The following is a 15,480-nucleotide window of genomic DNA, read 5'->3' on the forward strand; positions in this document are numbered from 1 at the left end:
CTTGTCATGATCCATCTGCCTGTCCGCGCCAGCCGCATTGCTCTTGCCGGTGCCTTGCTCATCGGCGGGTTCGCCGCCCCCGCGGCCGCCCAGGATGTGTCCAGCGACGAGGCGGCGACCGGCCTGACCGACGCCGACGATGGCGCGATCGTGGTCACCGCGCGCCGCCGGGAAGAGAACCTGCTCGACGTGCCGATCGCGGTCACCGCTTACGGGGCGGAGGCACTCGAGGAGAGCGGCTCGCTCGACCTCACCGACATTGGCGACACCACGCCCAACGTCACGATCGAGAACAGCCGCGCCACAAACTCGACCCTGTCGGCGTTCATCCGCGGCGTCGGCCAGCAGGACCCTGTCGGCGGGTTCGAATCCGGCGTCGGCATCTATCTCGACGACGTCTACCTGAACCGTCCGCAGGCCGCCGTGCTCGACATCTACGACGTCGAGCGGATCGAGGTGCTCCGCGGGCCGCAGGGCACGCTCTATGGTCGCAACACCATCGGCGGCGCGATCAAGTATGTCTCTCGCCGCCTGCCCGACGATGTCGAGGTGAAGCTGCGGGCAACCTACGGGAGTTACGACCAGGCCGATGCGGTGGTCAGCGTCGCGGTACCGCTCGGCGACATGTTCAAGTTCGGCGCTTCGGGCGCGCGGCTGAGCCGTGGCGGGTTCGGTGACAACCTCAACCTCGGCATCGAAAACTACAACAAGGATGTCTGGGCGGGGCGCGCCTCGGTCGAATTCGAATCGCCCGACAATCGCCTGTTCGTGCGCATTTCCGGCGATTACACCCACGACAAGTCGAACCCGCGCAACGGCCACCGCCTGCTGCCGGGCGCGCTGTCGGGCGCACCCGTGCTCGACAACGTCTATGATACCCGCGCGGGCCTGACCGTCCCTGAACAGGACATCAAGGCGTACGGCCTGATGATGAATGTCACGGCCGAACTGTCGGACAACTTCACCTTGCGCAGCATCAGCGCCTGGCGGGAGGACAAGAGCTACGTCCCGATCGATTTCGACTCGCTGCCGACGGTCGATGTCGACGTGCCGGGGATCTACTTCAACGACCAGACGAGCCAGGAATTCCAGCTGTTGTACAACAGCGACCGGCTGAACGGGCTGGTCGGCTTCTACTATCTGGAAGCCAATGCGCTGACCCAGTTCGACGTGATCCTCGCCACCACCGGGCCGCTGATCGGCGTGCCGCTGGCATCCAGTTTCGGCCAGTTCACCAGCGGCGACGTGAATACCGAAACCTGGTCCGCATTCGGCGATTTCACTTTCGACGTCACCGACTGGCTGAGCGTTTCGGGCGGGCTGCGGTATACCAAGGACGATCGTCGTTCGATCATCCTGAAGGCCAACCGGCTCAACCTCCCTTCGCCGCAGTTCGGCGGCAACGGGTTCAACCTGGGCCCGGCGATCACCGATTTCACCGGCAAGGCGAGCTTCGAGAAGTGGACCCCGCGCGTGTCGGTGTCGGTCAAGCCCACGGAAGACCTGCTGGTCTATGCGTCGTACTCGCAAGGCTTCAAGGGTGGCGGCTTTGATCCGCGCGGCAGCGCCAACACCACGCCCAACACCGATGGTGTGGCGGGCCCGCCAAGCTACGCCGAGATCTACGATTTCTTCCTGTTCGAACCGGAAACGGTCGACAGCTACGAAGTCGGCGTGAAGGGCTCGCTGTTCGACCGGGCGCTGACCTATGCGCTGACCGGCTTCTACGCCGACTACACCAACGTCCAGATACCCGGCTCGGTGGGCGTGGACGCCAATGGCGACGGGATCTTCGAAGGGTTCGCAGGCGTGACCACCAACGCCGGCAAGGCCCGCTTCAAGGGCGTCGAGGCGGAAGTCTTCGCGCGGATCGCGCAGGACTTCGCCGGTCCCGGATCGCGGATCACCTTGGCGGGAACCGCGGGCTACATTGATGCCAAGTATCTCGAATATGTCGCGATCATCGCCGGCGTCGAAACCAATCTGGCACCGTTCCGCGGGATTCAGAACACGCCCAAGTTCACCGCTTCGGCAACGCTGGGGGCCGACATGCCCGTGGGCGCGGGCGACCTGTCGGCGAACCTGACCGTGTCGCACCGGTCGAGCACACAGCAGTTCGAGATCGCCAACCCCTATCTCGATCAGGAAGGCTATCAACTGCTCGATGCCGGCGTGACGTATCGCTGGGGCGGTGATCGCTTTTCGCTCGGGGTTTACGGCAAGAACCTGACCAACGAACGGTACATCACCTCTGGGTACCCGTTCATCGCCACCAATGCGGTCACCGGGGTGCCGGTGCTCAACAACGGCAACCCGGTTCCCGCGCTCGGTCGCGAGGGCACCCTGACCGCCTTCTACGGCAACCCGCGGCAGGTGTTCGTGACCGGGACGGTCAAGTTCTGACGCGGTGCGGCGTGCGCTTCGGGGAATAACCCCGGGCGCACGCTTGCCCTGCCGGGCCGCTTGGGGGATCACCCGGGGATGTCGATACTGTCCGACCGCTGGATTCGCGAAGCGGCCACCACCCGCGGGATGATCGAACCCTTCGTGGAGGCGCAGCGGCGCGACGGGTGCATCTCGTATGGCTTATCGTCGTTCGGCTACGACGCGCGGGTGGCCGACGAGTTCAAGATCTTCACCAACGTCGATTCCGCGGTCGTCGACCCCAAGGACTTCGCGTCCAACAGCTTCGTCGATCGCAAGACCGACGTCTGCGTGATCCCGCCCAACAGTTTCGCACTTGCCCGGACGGTAGAATACTTCCGCGTGCCGGACGACGTGCTGGTGATCTGCCTGGGCAAAAGCACGTACGCCCGCTGCGGGATCATCGTGAACGTGACCCCGCTGGAGCCGGGCTGGGAAGGGCACGTCACGCTGGAGTTTTCGAACACCACGCCGCTGCCCGCCAGGATCTACGCCAACGAAGGCGCGTGCCAGTTCCTGTTCCTGCAAGGGAACGAGCGGCCCGAGGTCACGTATGCCGACCGCGCGGGCAAATACATGGGGCAGCGCGGGGTGACACTGCCGCGCCTCTGACACCTGCGATTGCACCGGCATCGCCGGGCACGATCACGCCCGCGACTGGTTGTGCGTGAAGATGAACCACTCCCCAGATCCTTCGTCCGTAGGCGAAACCGTGTTCGCCTTCGACAAGCGCGTGCGCGCCGTGGTGCTGCCCTATCGCCATTCCGCGCCCGCCAAGGCGATCGACTGGATGAGCAAGGTTGGCGATCAGGCGCAGATGCGGGTGGTGGCAGGCGGCGTGATCGCCGTGGGCCTGCTGCGGCGCGATCCGCGGATGATCGGCGCCGGGATCCGCATGCTCGCGGCGCACGAGGTCGCGACTGTGGCAAAGGACTGGGTGAAGGGGCGCGTGGTGCGCACGCGCCCGCGCAATCCGGTGCCCGGCGACGCGCACAAGCCGCACGAGGGACACGACACCCGCAAGGAGAAGTCGAGCTTCCCTTCAGGCCACGCGACGGGCGCAGCCGCGTCGGCGACGGCATTCGCGGCCGTTTATCCCCAACACGCGCTGGCGGCCGAAGCGGCTGCTGCTGCCGTGGCCGCGGGCCGGATTCCCGGGTGCAAGCACTATCCAAGCGACGTCGCCGCAGGAGCAGCGATCGGGATCGGCTCGGCCGTGCTGGTGGGTGCGCTGTGGCGCGCGGCCGCCTGGCTCGTGGCCGGGCGGACCGCCGGGCGGTGACCTGTTGGAGATAACGGCAAAAAGGGCGGCCCGTTGCCGGACCGCCCTTCGAGTTCGTCAGAGACGAGAGATCGTTACTTGATTTCGACGGTACCGCCGGCAGCTTCGATCTTGCTCTTGATGTCTTCGGCTTCGGCCTTGTTGACGCCTTCCTTGATCGCCTTGGGGGCGCTCTCGACGAGGGTCTTGGCTTCGGTCAGGCCGAGCGAGGTGATCGCGCGGACTTCCTTGATCACCTGGATCTTCTTGCCGCCGTCACCGGTCAGGATCACGTCGAACTCGGTCTGCTCTTCAGCAGCCGGGCCGGCGTCGCCGCCAGCGGGCGCGGCAACCGCAACAGCGGCGGCAGCGGACACGCCCCAGGCTTCTTCCAGCGCCTTGGCGAGGTCGGCGGCTTCGAGGACGGTGAGGGTCGAAAGGTCTTCAACAAGCTTGGCGATGTCGGCCATGGTGTTTCACTCCAGATTGGGTTGGGGACAGGGCCCCGATTAATATTCGCGTTCGATAAACAGCGGTTACGCCGCGTCCTTGGCGGCATAGGCGCCAAATACACGGGCGAGCTTGCTCGCGGGGGCGTTGACCAGCTGCACCACCTTGGTGGCAGGTGCATTGACCAGGCCGATGAGCTTTGCCCGCAGCTCGTCGAGGCTGGGGAGAGCCGCAAGCGACCTGATCCCGGCTTCGTCGAGCAACTGACCACCCATGGAACCGCCGACGATTTCGAGTTTGTCGTTGGTCTTGGCGAAGTCCACCACGGCTTTCGCCGCCGCCACCGGGTCAGTCGACCAGGCGAGGCCCGTGGGACCTTCGAGATACGTCTCGAGGCCCTTGTAGGGGGTGTCGTTCAGGGCGATCGTAGCCAGACTGTTTTTCGCGACCTTATAAGTCGCGCCCGCTTCCCGCATCTTCGTGCGCAAGCCGGTGGACTGACCCACCGACATGCCGAGGTTGCGGGTGACGACCACCACGCCAACTTCGTTGAAGACCGCGTTGAGCGATGCGACCGAATCGGCTTTCTGCGAACGATCCATGCCTTGTTCCTTACTCATGATCGCGCACGCCCGTGGGCGCCCGCGACCGGCTCACGTTGCCACGCATGCGCATGCGCGGTGGCTCGAGTCCATCGATGGGGAAGGAGCGCGCCGAAGCACGTGAGAGGCGGGGCGTTGCCGCTGCCGCCGGTAAATCTCGTTTCCCCGCCTAGGCTGGACGATTAAGCCCCCTGCGGGGCACCAGCTGTCTTGGACGGACGTCCGCCAGTCTCTCGCATACGCAAAGAGGCCCGCCGGACGGGGCGGGCCTCTAGAGCATCGCGCCGCGGAGTCAAGCCGCGCGCGTCGATCGGCCAGCTTAACGCTGGGCGTCGCGTTCCTGTTGGAGCGCCTTGGCCTGCGCTTCGAGGCGATCGGCTTCGGCCTCGTTGGTCGGCTCGACGCGGTCGGCCCGCTCCTCCAGGTCCTCGGCGGTCTCGTCGGCTATTTCGGCGCGCTGCGCGGCGGTCGTGCCGGTGGCTACGCTGGCGGTTGCAGCAGTGCCGGGATTGGTGTCGGTCGGCCCGACCACGCTGGTGTCGGTTGCCAGGGCATCATCCGACATGGTCGCGGCAGAGGCGTCGGTCGCGGTGCCGTCGGCCGCTTCGGGCGTGCTATCGCCGCATGCGGCCAGGCCGAGGACGAGGGGGAAGGCGGCGGTCAGGAAAAGCTTCTTCATCAGAACAACTCCATTTACGTTCGCCACTAAATCGCCGCATTTGCACAACGTTCCCGCCGGGCCGGCACAGCGGCCAGGCGGGGCCGCCGTGCGCATCACGCGCCGGGCTGATAGGAAAGCAGGTCGCCCGGCTGGCAATCGAGCTCGCGGCAGATCGCCTCCAGCGTGGAAAAGCGGATCGCGCGGGCCTTGCCGGTTTTCAGGATCGACAGATTGGCGATCGTCAGTCCCACCCGTTCGGCGAGTTCCGTCAGCGTCATGCGACGATCGTGGAGCAGGTCGTCCAGAGTGACCACGATACTGGTTCCTTCTTCGGCTGGCATCACACGGTTCCTTCCAGGTCGTCGCGCATGGCCGCGCCCTGGCGGAACACGCGGGCCAAAACGAAGAGGACAATGACCAGGATGATGGCTCCGAAATCGAGGCCGTATTCGGCCTGCGCATGCATGCCGTCCGCATCCCCCATCACGGTCTCAAGGTACATCGCCATCGCGCCTAGCGGCAAAGCGGCCAGTTGCACGCCGATCATGATCCAGGCCATTCGCGACAGACGGTCGGCATTGACGGGAATGAAGGGATCGCCGTCACCGACACTTTCGATAATCCGGCGCAGGTTCACTAGGAACCAGACCAGCAAGGCCATGAAGGCGGCGGCCGAAAGCAGCATCAGCAGGATCGCGCCGATGATGCTGGCATCGGCGGTGACGCCATTCTTGGCGATTTCCGCCAACACGCGGTCTTGCATCGCCACGACGACCGGGGAAACCAGCAGCAGCAGCGCGCCACAAAAAGCGAATACGCCCGTGAACAACCACACTATCGCCTTGGCGATCGCGAGCAGCGGGTCTTTTGGTCTGAATGACATGGTGAGTTCCTTCTGCGGCGGGCGCGGATCAGGCCAGGGCGACGAAGACAGGAGCAGCCTGGACCGGCACCGACACCGTTTGCTGGAAGGTCACGACTGTCAGCAGCAGTGCGGCGGCGACGGCGAAGATATTGTTGGCGGTGCGGGTCATTTGTCGTTCTCCAATACGGTTGATGTCGAATATCGATAAGGAACCTGCGTCATATCGTCAATCAATAAATATCGAAAAACGATAAGATGCTGATTGAATAGCGAAAAATTCAAGTGGCGGAATGTCCGACCGCTCGGTGAGCGGAGCGAATCGACGGTGGCCGAATTTGACTTGGCCGTGTGCGATGCGTATATGCCTGCGTGACCGCTCGCTTCGAGCACGGTCCGGCGATGCGCGGCGACGGACCCAGGATGGAAGCGGCGAATCCATAATCGCGATGCACTGATACGCAGCAGCCACCGGGATCGGTGCGCCTGGCCTGCGTCTTTTTGCGTCCTGCGATTCTCGCCCGCGCACGAGATTTGACGGCACGCCGCATCACGCGGCGCAATACAGAGGCGATTTCCTCCATGGCAACGAAGGCGAACTCTGGGGCAAAGACCCCGGCTCCCACTCGCGGCAAGCAGACCGGCACGGCCAAGAAGCGCATCCGGCGCATCTTCGGCGACATCCACGAAGTCGTGCAGATGCCGAACCTGATCGAGGTTCAGCGCGAGAGCTATGAGCAGTTCCTGCGTTCGGACAAGGCGACCGGTTACGTCTCGGGCCTGGAGAAGACCCTGCGCTCGGTGTTCCCGATCCGCGATTTCGCCGGCACGGCCGAGCTCGATTTCGTGCACTACGAGCTTGAGGATCCCAAGTACGACATCACCGAATGCCGTCAGCGGGGTATCACTTATGCCGCGCCGATGAAGGTGACCCTGCGCCTGATCGTGTTCGAAGTGGACACGGAAACCGAAACCCGCTCGGTTTTGGATATCAAGGAGCAGGACGTCTACATGGGCGACATGCCGCTCATGACGCACAACGGCACGTTCGTGATCAACGGCACGGAACGCGTGATCGTCAGCCAGATGCACCGTTCGCCGGGTGTGCTGTTCGACCATGACCGCGGCAAGACCCACGCTTCGGGCAAGCTGCTGTTCGCCGCCCGCGTGATCCCGTACCGCGGCTCGTGGCTCGATTTCGAATTCGACGCCAAGGACATTGTCAACGTCCGCATCGACCGCAAGCGCAAGCTGCCGGTGACCTCGCTGCTGTATGCCCTCGGCCTCGATAGCGAGGATATCCTTGATCACTTCTACGACACGATGTCGTGGGAGCGGGTGTCGGGCAAGGCTGGCGACGGGTGGAAGATCCCCTATAGCCCCGACGCATGGCGCGGCTCCAAGCCGGCGTTCCCGCTGGTGGACGCCAAGACCGGCGAGGAAGTGTTCCCCGCCGGCACCAAGATCAGCCCGCGCGCCGCGAACAAGGCGGCCAAGGACGGGCTCGCCGAACTGCTGATCCCGACCGAGGAAATCTTTGGCCGCTTCGCCGCCAAGGATCTGATCGACGAATCCACCGGCCGCATCTGGATCGAGGCGGGCGACGAAGTCTCGCCGGAAAATCTCGAAGCGCTCGATAAGGCGGGCGTGGACCGGCTTGAGCTGCTCGACATCGACGACGTGAACACGGGTCCATGGATCCGCAACACGATGGCGGTCGACAAGGCCGAGAACCGCGACGAGGGCCTGGAGGCGATCTACAAGGTCATGCGTCCGGGTGAGCCGCCGACCAAGGAAACCGCCGAAGCGCTGTTCGAAGGCCTGTTCTTCGATGGCGAGCGCTATGACCTGTCGGCCGTCGGCCGCGTCAAGCTCAACATGCGTCTGGGCCTCGATGCCGAGGACACCGTCACCACGCTGCGCAAGGAAGACATCCTGGCGGTGGTGAAGGAACTCGTCGGCCTGAAGGACGGCAAGGGCGAGGTCGACGACATCGACAACCTCGGCAACCGGCGCGTGCGTTCGGTCGGCGAGCTGCTGGAGAACCAGTACCGCGTCGGCCTGCTGCGCATGGAACGCGCGGTGAAGGAGCGGATGAGCTCGGTCGACGTGTCGACCGTGATGCCGAACGACCTGATCAACGCCAAGCCCGCGGTCGCCGCGGTGCGCGAATTCTTCGGTTCCTCGCAGCTCAGCCAGTTCATGGACCAGACCAACCCGCTGTCCGAAGTCACCCACAAGCGCCGCGTGTCGGCGCTGGGGCCGGGCGGCCTCACCCGCGAGCGCGCCGGCTTCGAAGTGCGCGACGTGCACCCGACGCACTATGGCCGCATCTGCCCGATCGAGACGCCGGAAGGCCCGAACATCGGTCTGATCAACTCGCTCAGCACGTTTGCCCGGGTCAACAAGTACGGCTTCATCGAGACGCCGTACCGCCTGGTGAAGGACGGCAAGGTGACCAGCGAGGTCGTCTACCTGTCGGCCATGGAAGAGCAGAAGCATGCCGTCGCGCAGGCGTCCGCCGAAACCAACGAGGACGGCTCGTTCGTCGAGGATCTCGTCTCGGCCCGCCAGAGCGGCGAGTTCGTGATGCTGCCCAACGACCAGATCACGCTGATGGACGTGTCGCCCAAGCAGCTCGTCTCGGTCGCCGCGTCGCTGATCCCGTTCCTGGAAAACGATGACGCCAACCGCGCGCTGATGGGTTCGAACATGCAGCGCCAGGCGGTGCCGCTGGTTCGCGCCGAGGCGCCGTTCGTCGGCACCGGCATGGAAGAGACCGTGGCGCGCGATTCGGGCGCGGCGATCTCCGCCACCCGGGGCGGCATCGTCGACCAGGTCGATGCGACCCGGATCGTGATCCGCGCCGTCGGCGACGTCGAGCCGGGCCAGTCCGGCGTCGACATCTACCGCCTGCAGAAGTTCGAGCGGTCCAACCAGTCGACCTGCATCAACCAGCGTCCGCTGGTGAAGGTGGGCGAGACGGTGGAAACCGGCGACATCATCGCCGACGGTCCCTCGACCGAATTCGGCGAGCTGGCGCTGGGCCGCAACAGCCTCGTCGCGTTCATGCCGTGGAACGGCTACAACTACGAGGATTCGATCCTGATCTCCGAACGGATCGTGAAGGACGACGTGTTCACGTCGATCCACATCGACGAATTCGAGGTCATGGCCCGTGACACCAAGTTGGGGCCGGAGGACATCACCCGCGACATCCCCAACGTCGGCGAGGAAGCGCTGCGCAACCTCGACGAAGCGGGCATAGTCTACATCGGCGCCGAAGTGCAGCCGGGTGACATCCTGGTGGGCAAGATCACGCCCAAGGGCGAAAGCCCGATGACGCCGGAGGAAAAGCTCCTCCGCGCCATCTTCGGCGAAAAGGCCAGCGACGTGCGCGACACCTCGCTTCGCCTGCCGCCGGGCGTGACCGGCACGATCGTCGATGTGCGGGTGTTCAACCGCCACGGCATCGAGATCGACGACCGTACCCGCGCGATCCAGAACGAAGAGATCGAGCAGCTGCGCAAGGACAGCCAGGACGAACGCGCCATCCTCAACCGGGCGACCTACAACCGCCTGCGCGAGATGCTCGTCGGCCAAGTCGCCAGCGCGACGCCCAAGGGCGTCAAGAAGGGCGAGACGATCTCGGACGAGATGCTGGAAGGCATCGACCGCTTCGAATGGTTCAAGTTCGCCGTCGCCGACGATGCGCGCCAGTCGCAGATCGAAGCGGTGAAGACCCAGTACGACGAGGCCGTGAAGGTCATCGACGAACGCTTCGAAGACCGGAAGGAAAAGCTGGAGCGGGGCGACGAACTCGCGCCGGGCGTGCTGAAGATGGTCAAGGTGTTCGTCGCGGTGAAGCGCAAGCTGCAGCCGGGCGACAAGATGGCCGGCCGCCACGGCAACAAGGGTGTGATCAGCCGCATCCTGCCCGCCGAGGACATGCCGTTCATGGAAGACGGCACTCCGGTCGATCTGGTGCTCAACCCGCTGGGCGTGCCGTCGCGCATGAACGTCGGACAGATCTTCGAGACGCACCTTGGCCTCGCGGCCCGCGGTCTTGGCCAGCAGGTCACCGCGGCGCTGGAGGAATGGCGCGAGGCGAACCCGGATGCCACCGCGGCAGCACCGCCGACCGCGGTCGTGGAGAAGCTCAAGGAAGTCTACGGCGAGCAGTACCACGAGGACATCGACAGCCGCTCGGCTGAAGATATCGTCGAAATGGCCGGCACGCTGAAGAACGGCATCCCGTTCGGCACCCCGGTGTTCGACGGTGCGCGCGAGGCGGACGTGTCGGCGATGCTGGCGCAGGCCGGGCTCGACACTTCGGGCCAGGTGACGCTCTACGACGGTCGCTCGGGCGAGGCGTTCGACCGGAAGGTGACCGTCGGCTACATCTACATGCTGAAGCTGCACCACCTTGTGGACGACAAGATCCACGCGCGTTCGATCGGGCCGTACAGCCTCGTCACTCAGCAGCCGCTGGGCGGCAAGGCGCAGTTCGGCGGCCAGCGCTTCGGCGAGATGGAGGTCTGGGCGCTCCAGGCCTACGGCGCCGCCTACACGCTGCAGGAAATGCTCACCGTGAAGTCGGACGACGTGGTCGGCCGGCAGAAGGTCTATGAGGCGATCGTCAAGGGTGACGACACGTTCGAGGCCGGCATTCCCGAAAGCTTCAACGTGCTCGTCAAGGAAATGCGCAGCCTCGGCCTCAACGTCGAACTCTCCTCGCTTGGCGAGGACGAGGACGGCGACGGTCTGGCCATCGCGGCGGAGTAATCGGGAGGGGAGCCCAAGAGCCTTCAACCGGCTCCCCTTCAGCCCGCGCACAGGAATTCACCCGTAAGGGACAAGAACCATGAACGAACTATCCAAATTCACCAACCAGCTCGCCAAGCCCGAGACGTTCGACCAGATCCAGATCGGCATCGCCTCGCCCGAGCGCATCCGCAGCTGGTCGTTCGGCGAGATCAAGAAGCCGGAAACCATCAACTACCGCACGTTCAAGCCAGAGCGTGACGGCCTGTTCTGCGCGCGCATCTTCGGTCCGGTGAAGGACTACGAATGCCTGTGCGGCAAGTACAAGCGGATGAAGTACAAGGGCGTCGTCTGCGAGAAGTGCGGCGTCGAAGTAACCGTGACCAAGGTCCGCCGTGAGCGCATGGGCCACATCGAGCTGGCCGCGCCGGTTGCGCACATCTGGTTCCTGAAGTCGCTGCCGTCGCGCATCGGCCTGCTGCTCGACATGCAGTTGAAGCAGCTTGAGCGTGTGCTGTACTTCGAAGCCTACATCGTCACCGAGCCCGGCCTGACCCCGCTCGAGAAGTTCCAGACCCTCACCGAGGATGAACTGCTCGACGCGCAGGACGAGTACGGCGAAGACGCGTTCACCGCCGACATCGGCGCGGCTGCAGTCAAGACGATGCTGATGGACCTCGACCTGGTCGGCGAGCGCGACGCGCTGCTCGAAGAGCTCGAGACCACCAAGTCGACGCTCAAGCCCAAGAAGATCATCAAGCGGCTGAAGGTCGTCGAAAGCTTCATCGATTCGGGCAACCGCCCGGAATGGATGATCCTGGAAGTGATTCCGGTGATCCCGCCCGAGCTGCGCCCGCTGGTGCCGCTTGACGGTGGCCGGTTCGCGACGTCGGACCTTAACGACCTCTACCGCCGCGTGATCAACCGCAACAACCGCCTGAAGCGGCTGATCGAACTGCGCGCGCCGGACATCATCGTCCGCAACGAAAAGCGCATGCTGCAGGAAGCGGTCGACGCGTTGTTCGACAACGGCCGCCGTGGCCGTGTGATCACGGGTGCGAACAAGCGTCCGCTCAAGTCGCTGTCCGACATGCTCAAGGGCAAGCAGGGCCGCTTCCGGCAGAACCTGCTCGGCAAGCGCGTCGACTATTCGGGCCGTTCGGTGATCGTCACCGGGCCGGAACTCAAGCTGCACCAGTGCGGGTTGCCCAAGAAGATGGCGCTCGAGCTGTTCAAGCCGTTCATCTACGCCCGCCTCGACGCCAAGGGTCTGTCGATGACCCTCAAGCAGGCGAAGAAGTGGGTCGAGAAGGAGCGCAAGGAAGTCTGGGACATCCTGGACGAAGTGATCCGCGAGCACCCCGTTCTTCTCAACCGCGCGCCGACGCTTCACCGCCTGGGCATCCAGGCGTTCGAGCCGGTGCTGATCGAAGGCAAGGCGATCCAGCTGCACCCGCTGGTCTGCGCCGCGTTCAACGCCGACTTCGACGGTGACCAGATGGCCGTGCACGTTCCGCTGAGCCTTGAGGCACAGCTGGAAGCGCGCGTGCTGATGATGAGCACGAACAACATCCTCTCGCCCGCCAACGGCAAGCCGATCATCGTGCCTTCGCAGGACATGGTCCTGGGCCTCTATTACCTGTCGATGGAACGCCAGGAGAAGACGCCTGAGTTCATCGACGGCGAGAATGGCGAGCAGATCGAGCGGCTGCCGCGCTTCTCGGACATGGCAGAAGTGCACCAGGCGCTCGAGACCAAGATGGTCACGCTGCACTCCAAGATCATCACGCGCGTTCCGCAGGTCGACGAGGCTGGCAAGGAATACATGAAGCGGGTGATCACCACCCCCGGCCGTATGCTGATCGGCGAATGCCTGCCCAAGAAGCACACCGTGCCGTTTGAGGTCATCAACCGCCTTCTCACCAAGAAGGAGATCGGTGACGTCATCGACCAGGTCTATCGTCACACCGGCCAGAAGGACACGGTGCTGTTCGCCGACGCGATCATGAGCCTCGGCTTCCGCAACGCGTTCAAGGCGGGCATCAGCTTCGGCAAGGACGACATGATCATCCCCGACGCCAAGGAAGGGCTGATCGAGGAGGCCAAGGCGCTGGTGGCGGACTACGAGCAGCAGTACCAGGATGGCCTCATCACCCAGCAGGAAAAGTACAACAAGGTGATCGACGCGTGGAGCCGGACCGGCGACACTGTGGCGAATGCCATGATGGACGAAATCCGCGCGCAGCCGGTCGACGAGAACGGCAAGGAAGCGCAGATCAACTCGATCTACATGATGAGCCACTCCGGCGCGCGTGGTTCGCCAGCGCAGATGAAGCAGCTGGCCGGGATGCGCGGCCTGATGGCCAAGCCTTCGGGCGAGATCATCGAGACGCCGATCATCTCGAACTTCAAGGAAGGCCTGACCGTTCTTGAATACTTCAACTCCACCCACGGCGCCCGCAAGGGCCTCGCGGACACGGCGTTGAAGACGGCGAACTCGGGCTACCTGACCCGCCGCCTGGTGGACGTTTCGCAGGATTGCGTCGTGATCGTCGACGACTGCGGCACCGAGCGGGCGCTGGAAATGCGCGCGATCGTGCAGGGTGGTTCGGTGATCGCCTCGCTCGGCGAGCGCATCCTCGGTCGCACGACCGCGGAAGATCTGGTCAACGCCAAGACTGGCGAAGTCATCGTCAAGGCGGGCACCCTGCTCGACGAGCCGATGGTCACCGCGATTGAGGCGGCCGAAGTCCAGTCGGCCAAGATCCGTTCGCCGCTGATCTGCGAGGCCGAACAGGGCGTCTGCGGCACCTGCTACGGGCGCGATCTCGCCCGCGGTACGCCGGTCAACATCGGCGAGGCGGTCGGCGTGATCGCCGCGCAGTCGATCGGTGAGCCGGGCACCCAGCTGACCATGCGCACGTTCCACATCGGCGGCGCCGCGCAGGTCAACGAGACATCGCACCTCGAGGCGATCTCGGACGGCCGGGTGGAATACCGCGACATGCCGACGATCGTCGACAAGCGGAACCGCATCCTCAGCCTCGCCCGCAACGGCGAGATCGTGGTGATCGACGCCGAAGGGCGCGAGCGCGAAATTCACAAGGTGCCTTACGGGACCGTGCTGATGCACACCCACGGGGACCAGGTGAAGGAAGGCGAACGCCTGGCCGAGTGGGATCCGTTCACCCTGCCGATCATCACCGAGCAGTCGGGCATCGTGCGCTTCCAGGACCTGATCGACGGTCAGACCATGGAAGAGCGCGTCGATGACGCCACCGGCATCGCCCAGCGCGTCGTCACCGAACTGCGTGCGTCGAGCCGCAAGAAGAAGGACGATCTGCGTCCCCGCCTGACCCTGCTGAACGAAGCCGGCGACGAGACGGAAGCGGCGCGTTACATGCTGGCTCCGGGTACCTCGCTGTCGGTCGACGATGGTCAGGAAGTGGCCGCGGGTGACATTCTCGCCCGTGCGTCGCGCGAAGCGGCCAAGACGCGCGACATCACCGGCGGTCTGCCGCGGGTGGCGGAGCTGTTCGAGGCGCGGATGCCTAAGGACGTGTCGGTGATCGCCAAGATCAGCGGCCGGATCGAGTTTGTCCGTGACTACAAGGCGAAGCGCAAGATCGCGATCGTTCCGGAAGAGGGCGATCCGGTGGAGTACCTGATCGCCAAGACCAAGGTGATCGACGTCCAGGAAGGCGACAACGTCAAGAAGGGCGACACGCTGGTCTCGGGCTCGCCCAACCCGCACGACATCCTCGAAGTCATGGGGATCGAGGCGCTGGCCGAGTACCTCGTCGACGAGATCCAGGAAGTCTACCGGCTCCAGGGCGTGAAGATCAACGACAAGCACATCGAGGTGATCGTTCGCCAGATGCTGCAGAAGGTCGAGATCACGAACGGCGGCGACACCGTGCTGCTGCCGGGCGAGGAAGTCGACCGCGAGGAGATGGACGAGCTCAACAGCAAGCTCGGCAAGGGCAAGACCCCGGCCGAAGGCAAGCCGGTGCTGCTCGGCATCACCAAGGCTTCGCTGCAGACCCGGTCGTTCATCTCGGCGGCCTCCTTCCAGGAAACCACCCGCGTGCTCACGCAGGCGGCGGTCGAGGGGAAGAAGGACTCGCTGATCGGGCTCAAGGAGAACGTCATCGTCGGCCGGCTCATCCCGGCGGGCACTGGCGCCGGCATGAACCGGATGCGGATTGCCGCCAACAGCCGCGATGCCTCGCTCCGCGCCGCCTGGCAGAAGACCCAGGAAGCGTTGATCGCGGCGAACTCGGCTGAAGAGGAGCATGCAGCCGAACTCGCTCAGGGCCCGGAAGCGGCCATCGGCGACGATCCGCTCGGCGCAATGGAGGGGGAGACCCACGGCACCGATGCGGATGCCGGGGACTACCTGCTGCAGAGCGACGAAGCTCCGGTCGAGGCCGAGACCGAAGGCGAGTAATCGTCG

At 64.6% G+C, this 15,480-nt stretch carries 11 protein-coding genes; 5 read left to right on the top strand and 6 right to left on the bottom strand.

Annotated elements, in window-relative coordinates; translation table 11 throughout:
• Window positions 1-6 precede the first annotated feature (6 nt).
• From C0V74_RS09450 to C0V74_RS09460, 3 genes are all read left to right on the top strand, one after another.
• A complete protein-coding gene (locus C0V74_RS09450; RefSeq protein ID WP_143251559.1) occupies window positions 7-2,403 on the top strand; it encodes a TonB-dependent receptor in 2,397 nt (798 codons plus the stop codon).
• Between the two features lie 78 nt (window positions 2,404-2,481).
• A complete protein-coding gene (gene dcd, locus C0V74_RS09455) occupies window positions 2,482-3,036 on the top strand; it encodes a dCTP deaminase (RefSeq protein ID WP_131621614.1) in 555 nt (184 codons plus the stop codon).
• A gap of 61 nt (window positions 3,037-3,097) precedes the next feature.
• A complete protein-coding gene (locus C0V74_RS09460) occupies window positions 3,098-3,706 on the top strand; it encodes a phosphatase PAP2 family protein (RefSeq protein WP_143251560.1) in 609 nt (202 codons plus the stop codon).
• A 74-nt stretch (window positions 3,707-3,780) separates the two neighbouring features.
• On the opposite strand, the gene rplL is transcribed toward C0V74_RS09460, so the two are convergent.
• The 6 genes from rplL to C0V74_RS13280 all read right to left on the bottom strand — a co-directional run bounded on the left by rplL (window position 3,781) and on the right by C0V74_RS13280 (window position 6,432).
• On the bottom strand, window positions 3,781-4,155 hold the full coding sequence (rplL, locus tag C0V74_RS09465) for a 50S ribosomal protein L7/L12 (protein ID WP_131621243.1): 375 nt from the start codon (window positions 4,153-4,155) through the stop codon (window positions 3,781-3,783).
• Between the two features lie 66 nt (window positions 4,156-4,221).
• Window positions 4,222-4,737 carry a 50S ribosomal protein L10 gene (rplJ, locus tag C0V74_RS09470; protein ID WP_131621245.1) on the bottom strand — a complete coding sequence of 172 codons (516 nt, stop codon included), beginning with the start codon at window positions 4,735-4,737 and terminating at the stop codon, window positions 4,222-4,224.
• 319 nt (window positions 4,738-5,056) lie between these two features.
• The gene (locus tag C0V74_RS09475; RefSeq protein WP_143251561.1) at window positions 5,057-5,416 is read right to left on the bottom strand and encodes a hypothetical protein; all 360 of its coding nucleotides are present in this window, start codon (window positions 5,414-5,416) and stop codon (window positions 5,057-5,059) included.
• Between the two features lie 95 nt (window positions 5,417-5,511).
• Window positions 5,512-5,739, bottom strand: a complete 228-nt coding sequence (locus C0V74_RS09480) for a helix-turn-helix transcriptional regulator (protein ID WP_143251562.1) — start codon at window positions 5,737-5,739, stop codon at window positions 5,512-5,514.
• Complete coding sequence (locus C0V74_RS09485) at window positions 5,739-6,281, bottom strand: DUF2975 domain-containing protein (protein WP_143251563.1); 543 nt, start codon at window positions 6,279-6,281, stop codon at window positions 5,739-5,741. Before C0V74_RS09485 ends, C0V74_RS09480 begins: the two co-directional genes overlap by 1 nt.
• A gap of 28 nt (window positions 6,282-6,309) precedes the next feature.
• Window positions 6,310-6,432: a hypothetical protein gene (locus C0V74_RS13280; protein ID WP_282595918.1), complete on the bottom strand. Its 123-nt coding sequence runs from the start codon at window positions 6,430-6,432 to the stop codon at window positions 6,310-6,312.
• A 410-nt stretch (window positions 6,433-6,842) separates the two neighbouring features.
• Between C0V74_RS13280 and rpoB the strand changes: the two genes are divergently transcribed.
• Window positions 6,843-11,045, top strand: a complete 4,203-nt coding sequence (gene rpoB, locus C0V74_RS09490; RefSeq protein WP_143251564.1) for a DNA-directed RNA polymerase subunit beta — start codon at window positions 6,843-6,845, stop codon at window positions 11,043-11,045.
• Between the two features lie 79 nt (window positions 11,046-11,124).
• Complete coding sequence (gene rpoC, locus C0V74_RS09495) at window positions 11,125-15,474, top strand: DNA-directed RNA polymerase subunit beta' (protein WP_143251565.1); 4,350 nt, start codon at window positions 11,125-11,127, stop codon at window positions 15,472-15,474.
• Window positions 15,475-15,480: the final 6 nt, after the last annotated feature.

Source organism: Altererythrobacter sp. TH136, from assembly GCF_007065885.1.
GTDB lineage: Bacteria > Pseudomonadota > Alphaproteobacteria > Sphingomonadales > Sphingomonadaceae > Tsuneonella.